Below are 13,755 nucleotides of genomic sequence, written 5' to 3' on the forward strand. Positions count from 1 at the left end.
TATTTTGACAATTCTAAATATTGAGTATTTAGAACTAATTAGTTCTTATTCGTAATCATTTAGCCATTAAAAAAAGTGCCACCCAGGAGGGTAGCACCATAAATATTAATACACATCTTTTTGCGTGAAGTGATAAAACGCATACGCTAGAGCGGCAATTGACCAGATGAGAATGATGAGTAAAGAAAATGGTAACGTCATCCCCTCAATCGGAGGGGCTTGTCCCTCCAAATAGGTATGAAGGCCGAAGTTGACGTTCACCAGGTATTTCGAGCTATCCCAATTTGAGCCGAGTGATGTCAAAAGTGGTCCGGAAATGAGGACGGCCATCATGATGCCGATTCCAGTTGCCGTATTTTTCACCAGCACCGAGATCATGAGAGAAATTGTACCGACAGCAGCCACGACAAGCCACGATAGCCCCATCGACATGAGCAAGTACTCCCACATCGGCAACGTATGAACGAAATCGGTCGAGAATGTGCCGGTCGGTGACGCTTGGAATCCTGTCAAGATTGGAGCTGTCCACCCGTCCCAACCGAGAACAATCCCCGATATGGCATAACTGACGACGGCAGTCACAAATATTAAGATCGACGTGTATAAAAGCGTCGTCAGCCATTTGGCAAGCAAGATTTTATAACGCCGGACCGGTCGGGACAGCAGCGTCTTGATTGTCCCATCATTATGTTCCCCACTAATGATATCTGCCATCAATACGATAATAAAGAGCGGCAGCACGAGCGTCGTACCTTGTGAAAAGAAGACGCGCATGAACGTAGGGGCACCCGGATAGTTCGGGTTGATGTCATTGTCTAAATAGTATTGGTTCTGTTGGACTCGAAACTCAAGGATTTGTCGGAACTCGTCCTGCACATTCGCAGAAGCGAGTCGGTTCTGTGTATCGATAATTTCTTGCTGAAGATCGACACGCCAGTCGATCGTCCCTTGTTCTTCACGTTGCTTCTCGATTTGACGATAGTTCGCGTATGTGAACATCGAGACGAGAACAATCAAGATGATGGAAACGACCATCAATCTGCGCTTCCGATGAATTTTAAGTACTTCGTTCCGAATGAGTCCGAGCATGGATGGATTAGGCAATATGATCACCACCCGTCAATGTAATGAAGAGATCTTCTAGCGTCTGCACTCGGCGCTCGAGTCCGAAAACGTCAACATCACGTTCCATTAAGTAGCGATTCAACTTCGCTGTCTCCTCGACGTTCATCGAGATTCGAATCGTCCGTTCATCGATCACGTCCGCCTGATCAATGCCCTCGTAACCTTGAACGATTGGTAACACTTCAAAGCTGTTGGTGACATGCAAATCGACCGTCGAAGCAAGTTCCTCAATTAAGGCCTGAACTGTGCCTACTTTGACAATCTTCCCTCTCGACATGATGGCGACACGATCCGCCAACAATTCAATCTCCGCTAAGATGTGGCTCGAGACGAGAACACTGAGTCCAGTCTCTTCAACGAGTCGACGAATAAATAGTCGTAAATCCCGAATCCCCATCGGATCAAGACCATTCGTCGGCTCATCTAAAATAAGGACACGTGGATTGTTCAATAACGCCTGAGCAATCCCGAGCCGCTGACGCATCCCGAGCGAGTACGTCTTCACTTTGTCATCGATTCGAGCGGTCAAATCGACGAGGTCAATCACTTCTTGAATCCTTTTGTCATCCACACCAGGCAACATGCGCGCGAACGCTTCTAAATTCTCACGTCCGGATAAGAATTTATACAGTTCTGGATTCTCGACGATGGCTCCAATTTGATTCATCGCTTGAACGAATTGCTTGTCAACTCGATAGCCACAAATGGAAACATTTCCTTTCGTCGGTTTAATCAAACCAACAATCATCCGAATCGTCGTCGTCTTCCCGGCCCCGTTCGGTCCTAAAAAACCGAATACTTCTCCTGGCTGGACTTCTAGCGAAATATTATCGATGATTGTCTTCTTTCCAATCACTTTTGTCAGTTGATGTAACTTTAACGTCGGTTCCATTGTCTCACCTCTTTTCTTATTCTATCGGACAAAATCGAATCTGTCCTATTCGAACATTCACATAGGGCACATCCATACATTTTTGATATGATGTTTGTATAGAAAGCGAGGTCAGCCCATGAAACAGTCGAAATGGTATGCATTTTTAACTGGCGCCGTTCTCTTGACGGGAATCGCGTTATACGGTCTTTGGATTGGTTATCAAGATATCGTCAATCCGCCAGAACGAACACTGTCCGTCTCTGAAGACGAGCGTCCTGAACCAGAAGGAGATATCTACGTCGCGCTTGGCGATTCGTTGACTCGCGGAGTCGGGTCGACATCAGGCGCAGGATATGTACAACCTGTCAGCGAAGGTTTGGAAGATGAATCGCTCCGTACCCAAAACTTAGCCGTGTCTGGGGCACGAACTGAAGATTTACTTGCTCAACTTGAGCAACCTGAAGTGCGTCGTACGATTGAGAGCGCCCGATATATCACACTAACAATCGGCGGAAACGATTTGTTCAACCGTGGGGAAAACGTCGATAATTTCGAGTCTGTCGATATTCAACAAGTCGTTACGGATGCGAAGACAAATCTCGAAACGATTTTTTCTGAAATCCGTGCGCTCAACGACTCGGCGACCATCGTCTATATCGGTCTTTACAATCCGTTCCAAAATGATGAGAACGGGCAAGCATTCAATCAACTCATCCTCGACTGGAACGCATCCGCGAAACAGTTGGCGAACGCGCAGAACATTGATGTAATCGATCCATTCGCTTATATCACTGACTTATCACGTGATCTCGCGACCGATCAATTTCATCCGAGTGACCGTACGTATGAAAAATTCGCGAATGATGTACTCTTCGTTCTCGAATAATCAAAATCCTCGTCAACATAAGCTGACGAGGATGTTTTTATTTTTCGTATCGAACGACCCACTGCTCTCCTTGTTTCATGAGACCAGTCCCTCGCCAACCTGTCTGTAGCAACTCAACTTGTTTCACCCGATCTTCCATCGGCACATCCATCGCTTCTGAAGTAGGTTGCCATGTGCGATGTAACTCCTTATAAAAAATATAACGAAGTTTTCCACCATACTTTTCTTTCAATGCCCCGATTCGGAGTCCGAGCGTGAACTTATCTTTCATGCTCGGAATATTGAACGGTGCGACGGTCGCGCAGACGACATCGAATCGGTCGTCGGTCTCGCATTGTGCCATCAATAGTTTACCTAGGTGTGTCTGTAACCCGTATCCCCTGAAATCTGGATGGACGTTTGTCACTTCTTGATAGAGAACACGCTCAAGCGAAGCTTCAGGCCAACCGATATCTCGGCCTAAATGTTCGTCGTCAATTGGTGGGATGAGCATGGCTCTGAATGCAATGAGACGTCCTTCATATATTGCTCCAACTAACGTTTGATCCGTCAACAGTTTCGTGAACTCTTCGATGGATAACGATTGATAGTGTTCTGGTTCAGCCAATGCCTGAATCACTGTTTCCTGAAGAGACATTAGTTCAGGTAAATCTGACAAGCTCAGAACGTGCACGTGAAGCGAAAGATCTTTCACGTCACCTTGCCACATGCGACTCTTCTCCAATCACATATGAATCAATCGTCAGTTCACGTAGCACGTCTTCATCGACGTCAATTCCGAGACCAGGTTGATCATTTAATGAGATAATCGGTAAATCATATGATAAGTTTCCGACATCTTTCCCGAAACGGAGAGGCCCTGTCAGTTCGACCGTTTTTACGATGTGACTAGAGAAAGCGACATGGAAACCTGCACTTGATGCAATCGAAGATTCGACCATTGACCCGATCTGACATTCGATTCCCGACATTTCTGCCATATGCACCAACTTTTTCGCCGGATAAATGCCGCCACACTTCATCAATTTAATATTTGCTTTATGTGCCGCCTGCATCATCGTCAAGCGTCTCATATCGTGAATGTCTTTCAAACCTTCATCCATCATGAGCGGAACCGCAATTTTTTGCTTCACTTCTAGCATGCCTTCAAAGTCATCTGCTCGAACCGGTTGTTCCACCCAATCGATTCCATACGGCTCGAGCAGACGCATCGCCTGAACGGTGTTGGCCGCGTTGCCCCATCCTTGATTGACATCGACTCGAATCGGAACATCCGGTCCTACCGCTTCTCTTACGGCTTTGACACGTGCCACGTCCGTTTGCACATCGACCCCAACTTTCATCTTCACGGCCGTGTAGCCTTGAATGATTTGTTCGAGTGCCTCTTGTGCCATATGACTTGGTTCCCCGATACTTAAGACGTGTGTGACCGGGAAAGACTCATGGTACCGACCACCAATCCATTCATAGATCGGTTGATTTAATTTTTTCCCGATCAAGTCATGACAAGCGATATCGAGTGCCGCTTTTGCTGCCGGGACCCCGCGAATTGCACGATCCATCTCATCATGAATGCGCTCTAAGTGCAACGGATTTTTTCCGATTAATAGCGGTGCTAACAAATGACGGAGTACACTGATCGTACTCTCAGCCGACTCACCCGTCACATGCTCGTCCGCCACCGCTTCCCCATAACCGACAAGTCCACAAGTCGTGGTCATCTTGACAATGACAGACGGCATATCATCGTAACGGTGATAACTGACGATAAACGGAACTTTTAACGGGAAACGAACTGAGAAAATTTCAATCTTTTTTATATTCATTTTCCTCACTCCTTTACTTCGATTGCGCTTTCCTCTATATTGTCGTTATATAGTCGTTAAATTGCAAGGGGGATTTTCAGATGTCCATCCATATCGCTGTCGTCGGTTCGCCAGCTTTCATTCAACAAATAATTAAAGATTCTTCTTTACCCGATGTCCGGATTGAAGGGTTTCCTTATGATGACCCACGCGAGGCGGAAGACATCGCTGATCAACTCGTGTTTTTTGACGGAGCTTTCTTCTCCGGTTCATTTCCGTATACGTACGCGACCGAGAAGGCGAACATTCCATATGCTCATCACGTTGTTCAAGATGATGTCGTGTTATTGACTTCACTCTTATATATGACGTTAACACAACACGTGCAATTAGAAGACATCTCGATCGACCTCGTTGACATGTCCCGATTGGAATCGATATTCGCATCATTTCCAAATCATGTACCCTCATCACAAGTGAAGCTACTCCACCCCCATATGAATCTTGAAGACTTGATAGCCTTTCATGAACAGCTTCAAGAAAGCGGGACGACACGATTTGCTTTGACGAGTGTGGAGCAAGTCCACCGTCGATTGATCAGTAGCGGTTATGCTAGTCAACTCATGATTGAACCAAAGGAGAGAATTCTCCATCATTTCAATGATTTTCTACAACAGATTCGATTGAAAAAGTCAGACCAATCACAATTCGCTGTCCTCTTCTACTCGAATGCGAATGAAGACACGCTTCAACATGTGACAAATCAACATTTGTTCGACGGCAAATTGATGGAATCTGACGAAAAAGGTATCGTCATTTTATCGAATAAAGGAAAAATCGAGTCCGCCATCTCCAGTGGAACCATCCTATTGGAAAATTCGTCTGCGTACGTTGGTATCGGATATGGATCAGATTATAAACGCGCACTCGAACATGCTCGTTTAGCCTTTCATGCAACGGGCGATGCCGCTATACGAATCGTCGACAATTCGAAGCAATTAACGTTCTCAAATCAACCGTCACCGATTCATTTCCGCGTCACGCAAACACGTGTCTATAACATGATGAAACAAACCGGCATGAGTCCGACCAATATCGAAAAGATCATTCACTTCTCAGCTAATCAACTCGAATTCACAGCGAAAGAGTTGACCGATTATTTGCAGGTGACACGACGTACGACAGAGCGACTGATTAAAAAGTTAGTCGAAGCGAAACTCATCCATGCGATTGGTGAAGAGATGAGCTACAGTCAGGGTCGACCTCGCAACGTCTATAAATTTCAATTCCCGGTCGAATGACGACCGGGAATTCTTGTTTTACTGTGCCACCTGTTCAGCGACAGGTTCTTCTTGTTGAATGACCGCCATGCGTTCAATCGTATATCCAGTAAAGGCATACAGAATCGAAATAACCGGTACGATGAAGTTTAAGACGGCGTATGGCGCATATTCGAACGCCCCGACACCGAGCGTACCGAGAATGAATACCCCGCACGTGTTCCAAGGAATAAATACCGACGTCAATGTTCCACCGTCTTCGAGTGCACGGGATAGATTCTTCGATTGCAGCCCCATTTTCTCATAAGCCCCGGCAAACATGCGTGACGGGACAACAATTGAGATGTACTGCTCCGAGCAAGTCGCATTTGTCGCAATCCCTGCTAAAATCGTTGAAGCAATCAACGAACCTGCTGTTTTCGCTAACTTCAGAATTTGATTCATGATTGATTGAAGCATTCCTGAATATTCTAATATTCCTCCGAACGTCATCGCAACGATCGTCATCGATACCGTATACATCATCGCATCAAGACCGCCTCGGCTGAAGAGGTTATCAACCAATTCATTTCCCGTATCAATGACATAGCCACTTTGGAGAGCGCCTACGCTGTCCGCGAGCGTACCCCCTTGGATGAATACTTGAGCCAAGAAGCCAAGTGCGATTCCGACGACGAGTGCAGGAATCGCCGGCACCTTCTTCGCGACGAGTAAAATGACCGCGAGCGGTACGACGAGTAACCATGGAGAGATGACAAAGCTGTCTTCAAGAATACTGAGTGTCTGTGTGATTTCTGACGAGTCCGTCGTCGAATCCGCAAAGCGTCTACCGAGCCATGCGTATACACCTAACGCGATGATGAGACCCGGTATCGTCGTATACAACATGTGTCGGATATGTACGAATAGATTCGTATGTGTCAGTCCTGCTGCTAAGTTTGTCGTATCTGACAAAGGTGACATCTTATCCCCGAAATAAGCACCCGAGATGACGGCCCCCGCAACCATCGGTGCTGGTATCCCCATACTGAGCCCGATGCCCATCCCCGCTACACCGATTGTTCCCATTGTCGACCACGAGCTCCCAATCGAGAGTGCAACGACTGCACAGATGAGACAAATCGTTAACAGGAAGTATGCGGGCGAGATAATCTTCAGTCCGAAATAGATCATCGTCGCGACAATACCTCCACCAATCCAAGCCCCGATTGTCAACCCGACGAGAATGATGATGACGACTGCCGGCAAGGCGAGCCGAATTCCTTTGTACATCATCTCTTCAATCTCTTTCCACTTAAACCCGTGACGCCATGCGACGATTGAAGCGACTGCCGTCCCAACGATGAGCGGGATGTGTGGACCTTGTCCAAGTTTGACGATTGAGATGAGCATGACGACGATCATCACGCTGAGTGGCAACAGTGCCCATCCTAGTTTCATGTCTTTTTTGTTCCCCGTTGTTTCCATCTAGCTTCCTCCCCTTGTAGCGAAAATTCAGAATTGTCGTTATATTGTCGCTAATAACGTTATGATAGCGCTTACACTTATTTGATGCAATAAAAAAATGAGTGGACAGACATCTGTCTATCCCACTCATCATGATTTATGTCGCTGCAATGCGGAGCGAATCCGCGAGCAAGAGTGCCCCGTCTTCCAAAGCATCACGGTCAAACGTCATATGCGGATGGTGGAGACCCGGACCTAAATCTGCCCCGATTCCAATCATCGTCGCATCAAGTGACGGTTTCTCGACGGTATAAAAATGAAAGTCATCGCTTCCTGACGTGACAATCCGTTCGACGAGAGCCGACTCACCAAATCGTTCCTCGATCGCTCGCTTGGCGATTTGGCTAGATTCTTCCCCGACGACGGCTCCCGGTGTGAAGTCTTGCCACTCCCATTCCAATTTCACGTGATGAAGTTGAGCGACATGGTGAAGCATATCCTCGACACGATTTCGCAAAGCGAGCAATTCTTCGTTTTGTTGAGCACGAACGTCAATCGAGAACGTCGCATTCCCCGGAATGATGTTCATATTGTCACTCCCGGCATGGACTTTCGTCAACTTGACCGAATGCGGCTCAAACGGAGACAAGTAAATGCTTTTTAGCATGTGTTGAATCGTAAAGATGACGTCGAGTGCGTTCTGTCCTTGATGCGGTCTTGCACCGTGCGCATCATCACCGAGCACCTCTCCCTTTAAGAAAAAGGCAGCACCATGCTGAATCGCCGCGGCGTATTGGCCTTTCTTCAACTCTTCTTGTGGACGTAAATGAATGCCGAACAGTTGGGTGACGTCTTCTAACGCACCGCGTTCAATCATGGCGAGTGACCCGTTCCCTTGCTCTTCAGCAGGCTGGAAGATAAAGCGGATGCGTTTCTGTAGCGATTCGTCCTTCAGCTGTTCGAGGGCACCGAGCACCATGCTGATGTTCGCGTCGTGCCCACACGAATGATTGGCACGGAACGTACCGTCCACTTGTTGCCATAACGCATCGATATCGGCTCGGACTGCAATCACGTCCTCCCCCGATCCAATCTCTGCAATCACCCCGGTCACATCCTCAAACGTCCGATGTGGAATCGACCAGTCCGATAAGATGGATGCGATTGTTCGAGTCGTCTCGATTTCTTTCCAACTGATTTCCGGATGTGCATGAAAATGTTCAAACCACTTGAGTACGCTTGTCATATGTACCTCCACATCTTTATATTTTTTTGACACCTTTGATGAGGACCCACTGTAAAGGGAGTCGACTCCACGTGATCCATTTCGGGATGACTTTCCCGCCGATTCTAGATGGCTTCACGGCCATGTTGATATTTGCCGGGAAAACGGCGATAAAGAATGCCGGCAACGTCCGTTTCACGAACGACGTTCCTTTGTTCAGTAAGAGCATCGCCCCGAAGACGACTTCTACGACTCCGCTCAGTTGCACCATCAACCGACGAAACGGCCATGACTTCGGAATGATCGACATGAACGCCTTCTCTCTGACAAAATGTAATATTCCTGCCCCGAAGAGTAACACCCCATATAAATTACGTACCATAACTCATCCTCCTTTTGTATAAGCATAGCAAAAAAGGCGGGCATATTGCCCACCTTTTACAGTGCAGAACCGTTCGCGTTTTGAATCTCGACTTGAACCGTCTCTGTTTTTCCGTCACGGACATATTCGATGTCGACCGTTCCATCTGTATCCCGGATCAATTCACTACGGAGATCGATGAACGAGCTGACTTCTTTGTCATTGATTTTCACGATGACGTCACGCGCTTCAAGACCCGCTTTCGCAGCTGAACTGTTTTGTTGGACTTCCACGATAATCGTTCCAGCCGTTACCGATTCAGGCAGGTTGATTTGTTCCGTCAAGTAACCTGGAGGGAACTCTGACACATCACGTAGCGAGACGCCGAGCGAAGGATGGTTCACTTCTCCCGTTTGTTCGATTTGATTGATGAGTGGAAGGGCGATGTCGACTGGAATTGAGAATCCGACTCCCTCGACTTCTGCCGTTGCAATCTTCATCGAGTTGATTCCGATGAGTTGTCCTTCTTCATTGATTAATGCACCGCCCGAGTTACCTGGGTTGATGGCTGCATCCGTTTGAATGACCTCGGCGTTGAAGTCGGCTTGACCGTTCTCATCCGTATCCACCGGTACGAGACGTGACGTCGATGAGACGACACCACGCGTCACCGAGTTCTCGAATTGTCCGAGCGGATTCCCGATCGCGATGACGGTTTGACCTGGTTTCAATTCGCTCGATTTTCCGATTGAGATGACAGCTGGTACTTTGTCAGCATCAACTTTTAAGACCGCCAAGTCATACGTTGCGTCACTTCCCATGAGCGTTGCTTCTGCTGTCGTTCCGTCATTAAACGTGACCGTCAGCTTGTCTGCCCCATTGACAACGTGATGGTTCGTTGCGATAAATGCCGAGTCACCTTCTTTTTTGTAGATGACCCCTGAACCGACTCCAGCCTCGACCGCTTCACTCGAGAAGCCGGTTTGGGCGAAGTTGTTCACGGTCACGACGGCAGGTTGAGCAGTCGCGACGGCATTCGTGACTGAAGAATCGGACACGTTTGATGACGTTTGGACCGGAGTCCCTTGTGAGGTGACGTTCGTGTCACTCACACTCGTAGCGGGTTGGTCGATGAACGGGTAAGCGATTGCGCCCGTCAACAATGCCCCGATGACCCCACCGACAAGTCCTGGGAACATACGGCTAACGAATGAAGGTTTTGTCTGTGTTCGTACTTTTGCTTCTTCTCGGTTAGATGAACCGAGTTCTGTATCTAACCAATCTTTTTGTTGCTCTGATTCATGTAATTGATCGCGTTCATTTGATTGATCGTGACGATCCATAATGATTCATCTCCTCTGTGTTATCTTCTACCCTTACTATAACGAAGAGGAACACTCATTTATAAAATGATAAATGAATTACAAGATTCTTCACATTTTGCGTCATTTCATTCAGACAATCACATTTCTTAGCGTACCCAGTCCTTCAATCGTCACTTCGACGGTGTCTCCCGTTTGAAGATACGTCGGTGGCGTCATCCCGTGACCGACTCCAGCCGGCGTACCTGTCGCGATAATATCACCTGCTTCGAGCGTCATGCCTTTCGATAACGTACGAATAAGCTCATCAATCGGGCGAATCATATCAGCCGTCGTCCCATCTTGGCGCGTCTCACCGTTCACATCCGTTCTGATTCGGAGTGGAAACTGTAGCTCGTCCGGTGTCACGATGAATGGTCCCATCGGACAGAACGTATCGAGCGACTTCCCGCGGAAAAATTGAACATGTTCTTTTTGCACGTCTCGTGCCGTCACGTCATTTAGAATCGTGTATCCAAAAATGTGTTCCTCGACCGATTCGATGTCTCGTCCCGACTTACCGATGATGACGGCGAGTTCGCCTTCGTAGTCTAATTTGTCCGTCAAATCCGGATGCCGCTCAATGACCGCTTCCGGACCGACCACCGAAGTCGGCGCTTTCGTGAAAATGACAAGTTTCCCAGCTCCTGCTGTATCCATCTCTTTCACGTGTTCTTCGTAGTTCTTCCCGATACAAATCACGTTTTTCAAAGGACGATACGGGGCGAGCAATTTCACATCCGTCAATCGGTATGACGGCGCCACGTCCAAATCAATATCTGGTTCGAACTCACGGGCGATCACTTCTAATAAATTTGTCGTATGTACTTGATTGCTAACATCGAAGACAAAATCGCCCTCGACAATCCCCACTCGTTGTTCTTCCTGCATGTAAAAACTACACCATTTCATCAAAAATCCCCCTTTTCATCATTATACAAAAAATCGAGACATGTCTGCCTCGATTACACTTTGTTTAAAAAGATGATTCGTTGATTGCTCGATCCCCGAAAGCGGAGTCCCGTGTCTCGTAGTGACTGCTCGTAACGTCCGTCAACGAGGACGTCAGCGTGGTCTAACACAGTTTGAACCGATTCGTCGTGCATCGCTTCCAACTGTTCAATCGTATAACCGGTATACACCCACACGTTTTTACCGAGCGATTTACATGCTGTGACGAGTTCCGCTACCGCTGACGATTGCAGGAACGGTTCGCCTCCGGAGACGGTCACCCCGTCCCAACCACTCATTTTTATGCGATGGACAAGTTCATCCACTTCGATTTCATCGCCACCGGCCGGATTCCACGAGGAAGGATTGTGACACCCTTTACAGTGGTGGGGACAGCCGGCAGTAAAGATGACCGTCCGTATTCCTGGTCCATCGACGACCGATTCTTCAACGACGGATAGAATGCGCATCATGTTTCACCCTCGCCCGTTCTTCTTCTCGTTTCGCCGTATTCCAACGGTCCATCGTCCCGACTAAATAGCCGGTGATGCGGCGGATTCGTTCGATGTTTGTATCCTCACCACAAGTCGGGCAGGCAACGTCAATCAGTCCTTCTAACCCACAATTTCCACAACGGTCGACCGGATGATTGATCGAACCATATCCGATATCATGCTGACGCATCAAGCGTACAATCGATTCTACTGCTTCTGCATTGTGGGCAAGGGAACCATCGACTTCGACGTAGGAGATGTGTCCCGCGTCGCATAACGCGTGATACGGTGCCTCAATTCGGATTTTTTCTCGGATGGAGACGGATTGATAAACCGGCACGTGGAATGAATTCGTGTAAAATGCCCGATTGGTAACCTCGTCGATCATCCCGAACTCTTCCTGGTCTCGGATCACAAACTTACCTGATAGTCCCTCTGCAGGTGTTGCGAGCAACGAAAAGTTCAAGTCGTACGCTTCGGCTGCTTCGCGCATGCGATTGGACAAATGGGTGACGATGTCGAGACCGAGTCGCTCCGCTTCACGGGACTCAGCATGTGTACTACCCGTCAACACTTTCAGCGTTTCAGCGAGACCGATGAAACCGAGTGAAAGCGTTCCTTGATTCAATACGTCTCGGACTTCATCCTGTATATGTAACTGCTCACTGCCACGCCAGACCCCTTGTGTGTAAAGAAAACGAAATTCTTCAGCGCGACGAGTACATTGATACTCGAATCGCTCAACCAACTGTTCAATCCCGATGTCGATATATCGGTTGAGAATTCGATAGAAGTCTGAGAGTGACTCCGAGACGAGTGCCATCTTCACCAAGTTAAGTGTCGAGAAAGACAGGTTGCCACGTCCGATTGACGTCTCCTCCCCGTGCCGGTTTCCCATGACTCGCGTACGACAACCCATGTATGCCACTTCTGATTCGTGTGTCCCATCGTAGTATGACGCATTGAACGGGGCATCGATAAAAGAGAAGTTCGGGAAGAGACGTTTGCCTGTGACGCGGCACGCCTCACGGAAGAGATCGACATTCGGGTCACCATCGTTGAAGTTGATACCTTCCTTCACTTTAAAGATTTGAATGGGAAAAATCGGTGTCTCTCCGTTCCCTAACCCACGTTCTGTGGCACGGAGTAACTCCCGAATGAGGATACGTCCCCACTTTGATGTGTCCGTCCCATAATTGATTGAAACGAAAGGTACTTGCCCGCCACCTCGTGAGTGCATCGAGTTCGCATTGTGAATGAACGCCTCACACGCCTGATACGTCGCCGAGATCGTCTCTTCTTCTGCGAGTGTCTCCAATTGCGCCTCGTCCCAGTCAACAGGTAACGATTGGAGTCGGCTCAGTTGACGCTCATATGTCTTCTCGACATACGGTGCTAAGTCGACGTCAAACATCGGAAAAGCCTGCCCCCCATGTTGCATATTTTGATTCGCTTGTAGGATGATGGATGCGAGCGCCATTGCGGAGCGAATGTCTTTCGGGGACCGAATCGTCCCATGCCCTGTATGGAAACCGTCTTTCAACAATTGACCGAGTGGAATTTGACAACATGTCGTCGATCCTGTGATGTAATAGTCCGCGTCGTGCACGTATAAAAAGTTATCAGTGACGGCTTGCTTTGACCGTTCCGACATTAAATATGTCTGCGACAATTCTTTCGATACTTCTGAAGAGAGTCGTGCTAATTTCCCGAGCGGGGACTTCCCGTCCACGTTCGCATTCTCTTGTACTAAGTCTTGGTCTGGTAAGACACAGACGTCCTCATACAACCGTAATAATTTCAATACCCCTCACCTCACTATATATGGATTAAAAATAGTTTAAATCGTTTTTAAAATCCTATATATAGATTATGACACGTTTTTTTTTGGAAGGTCACGAGTCGATATTGTGACAGTTTACATATGCGCAAACGACAAAAAAGAGC

The 13,755-nt window shown here is 47.8% G+C and carries 13 protein-coding genes; 2 read left to right on the forward strand and 11 right to left on the reverse strand.

Annotated elements, in window-relative coordinates:
* Positions 1-105: 105 nt before the first annotated feature.
* Entirely contained in the window at positions 106-1,104 is a 999-nt protein-coding gene (locus KNO85_RS07200) for an ABC transporter permease (RefSeq protein ID WP_251130591.1), read from the reverse strand.
* Positions 1,097-2,017 (reverse strand): ABC transporter ATP-binding protein, encoded by a 921-nt coding sequence (locus KNO85_RS07205; protein WP_214788402.1) that lies wholly within the window; start codon positions 2,015-2,017, stop codon positions 1,097-1,099. Before KNO85_RS07205 ends, KNO85_RS07200 begins: the two co-directional genes overlap by 8 nt.
* 118 nt (positions 2,018-2,135) lie before the next feature.
* Between KNO85_RS07205 and KNO85_RS07210 the strand changes: the two genes are divergently transcribed.
* Positions 2,136-2,885, forward strand: a complete 750-nt coding sequence (locus tag KNO85_RS07210; RefSeq protein WP_214788403.1) for a GDSL-type esterase/lipase family protein — start codon at positions 2,136-2,138, stop codon at positions 2,883-2,885.
* 37 nt (positions 2,886-2,922) lie between these two features.
* On the opposite strand, the gene KNO85_RS07215 is transcribed toward KNO85_RS07210, so the two are convergent.
* Together KNO85_RS07215 and KNO85_RS07220 are read right to left on the reverse strand one after the other, a co-directional pair.
* A complete protein-coding gene (locus KNO85_RS07215) occupies positions 2,923-3,594 on the reverse strand; it encodes a hypothetical protein (RefSeq protein WP_214788406.1) in 672 nt (223 codons plus the stop codon).
* Positions 3,581-4,711 (reverse strand): mandelate racemase/muconate lactonizing enzyme family protein, encoded by a 1,131-nt coding sequence (locus KNO85_RS07220; protein WP_214788409.1) that lies wholly within the window; start codon positions 4,709-4,711, stop codon positions 3,581-3,583. The genes KNO85_RS07215 and KNO85_RS07220 overlap by 14 nt, the downstream gene beginning before the upstream one ends.
* Before the next feature lie 80 nt (positions 4,712-4,791).
* Here KNO85_RS07220 and KNO85_RS07225 point away from each other — a divergent pair, with 80 nt between their 5' ends.
* Complete coding sequence (locus KNO85_RS07225) at positions 4,792-5,991, forward strand: helix-turn-helix domain-containing protein (RefSeq protein ID WP_214788412.1); 1,200 nt, start codon at positions 4,792-4,794, stop codon at positions 5,989-5,991.
* An 18-nt stretch (positions 5,992-6,009) separates the two neighbouring features.
* Here KNO85_RS07225 and nhaC read toward each other — a convergent pair whose 3' ends face one another.
* From nhaC to KNO85_RS07260, 7 genes are all read right to left on the reverse strand, one after another.
* Positions 6,010-7,437: a Na+/H+ antiporter NhaC gene (gene nhaC / locus KNO85_RS07230; RefSeq protein ID WP_214788415.1), complete on the reverse strand. Its 1,428-nt coding sequence runs from the start codon at positions 7,435-7,437 to the stop codon at positions 6,010-6,012.
* A gap of 136 nt (positions 7,438-7,573) precedes the next feature.
* A complete protein-coding gene (locus KNO85_RS07235; RefSeq protein ID WP_214788417.1) occupies positions 7,574-8,662 on the reverse strand; it encodes an amidohydrolase in 1,089 nt (362 codons plus the stop codon).
* Between the two features lie 16 nt (positions 8,663-8,678).
* Positions 8,679-9,023 carry a DoxX family protein gene (locus KNO85_RS07240; RefSeq protein ID WP_214788420.1) on the reverse strand — a complete coding sequence of 115 codons (345 nt, stop codon included), beginning with the start codon at positions 9,021-9,023 and terminating at the stop codon, positions 8,679-8,681.
* A 56-nt stretch (positions 9,024-9,079) separates the two neighbouring features.
* A complete protein-coding gene (locus KNO85_RS07245; RefSeq protein WP_214788423.1) occupies positions 9,080-10,345 on the reverse strand; it encodes a S1C family serine protease in 1,266 nt (421 codons plus the stop codon).
* Positions 10,346-10,456: 111 nt separating this feature from the next.
* Positions 10,457-11,275: a fumarylacetoacetate hydrolase family protein gene (locus KNO85_RS07250; RefSeq protein WP_214788426.1), complete on the reverse strand. Its 819-nt coding sequence runs from the start codon at positions 11,273-11,275 to the stop codon at positions 10,457-10,459.
* A 53-nt stretch (positions 11,276-11,328) separates the two neighbouring features.
* Complete coding sequence (nrdG, locus tag KNO85_RS07255; RefSeq protein ID WP_214789842.1) at positions 11,329-11,784, reverse strand: anaerobic ribonucleoside-triphosphate reductase activating protein; 456 nt, start codon at positions 11,782-11,784, stop codon at positions 11,329-11,331.
* Positions 11,762-13,612: an anaerobic ribonucleoside triphosphate reductase gene (locus KNO85_RS07260; RefSeq protein WP_214788429.1), complete on the reverse strand. Its 1,851-nt coding sequence runs from the start codon at positions 13,610-13,612 to the stop codon at positions 11,762-11,764. The genes nrdG and KNO85_RS07260 overlap by 23 nt, the downstream gene beginning before the upstream one ends.
* Positions 13,613-13,755: the final 143 nt, after the last annotated feature.

The sequence above is a fragment of the Exiguobacterium sp. s124 genome (assembly GCF_018617485.1).
Lineage (GTDB): Bacteria > Bacillota > Bacilli > Exiguobacteriales > Exiguobacteriaceae > Exiguobacterium > Exiguobacterium aestuarii.

What these genes read in the sequence shown, in the direction of transcription:
- KNO85_RS07225 (WP_214788412.1), top strand. Translation starts at nt 4,792, where the DNA reads ATGTCCATCCATATCGCTGTCGTCGGTTCGCCAGCTTTCATTCAACAA.
- KNO85_RS07245 (WP_214788423.1), bottom strand. Translation starts at nt 10,345, where the DNA reads ATGGATCGTCACGATCAATCAAATGAACGCGATCAATTACATGAATCA.
- KNO85_RS07205 (WP_214788402.1), bottom strand. Translation starts at nt 2,017, where the DNA reads ATGGAACCGACGTTAAAGTTACATCAACTGACAAAAGTGATTGGAAAG.
- KNO85_RS07250 (WP_214788426.1), bottom strand. Translation starts at nt 11,275, where the DNA reads ATGAAATGGTGTAGTTTTTACATGCAGGAAGAACAACGAGTGGGGATT.
- nhaC (WP_214788415.1), bottom strand. Translation starts at nt 7,437, where the DNA reads ATGGAAACAACGGGGAACAAAAAAGACATGAAACTAGGATGGGCACTG.
- KNO85_RS07215 (WP_214788406.1), bottom strand. Translation starts at nt 3,594, where the DNA reads ATGTGGCAAGGTGACGTGAAAGATCTTTCGCTTCACGTGCACGTTCTG.
- KNO85_RS07210 (WP_214788403.1), top strand. Translation starts at nt 2,136, where the DNA reads ATGAAACAGTCGAAATGGTATGCATTTTTAACTGGCGCCGTTCTCTTG.
- KNO85_RS07235 (WP_214788417.1), bottom strand. Translation starts at nt 8,662, where the DNA reads ATGACAAGCGTACTCAAGTGGTTTGAACATTTTCATGCACATCCGGAA.
- KNO85_RS07240 (WP_214788420.1), bottom strand. Translation starts at nt 9,023, where the DNA reads ATGGTACGTAATTTATATGGGGTGTTACTCTTCGGGGCAGGAATATTA.
- KNO85_RS07220 (WP_214788409.1), bottom strand. Translation starts at nt 4,711, where the DNA reads ATGAATATAAAAAAGATTGAAATTTTCTCAGTTCGTTTCCCGTTAAAA.
- nrdG (WP_214789842.1), bottom strand. Translation starts at nt 11,784, where the DNA reads ATGCGCATTCTATCCGTCGTTGAAGAATCGGTCGTCGATGGACCAGGA.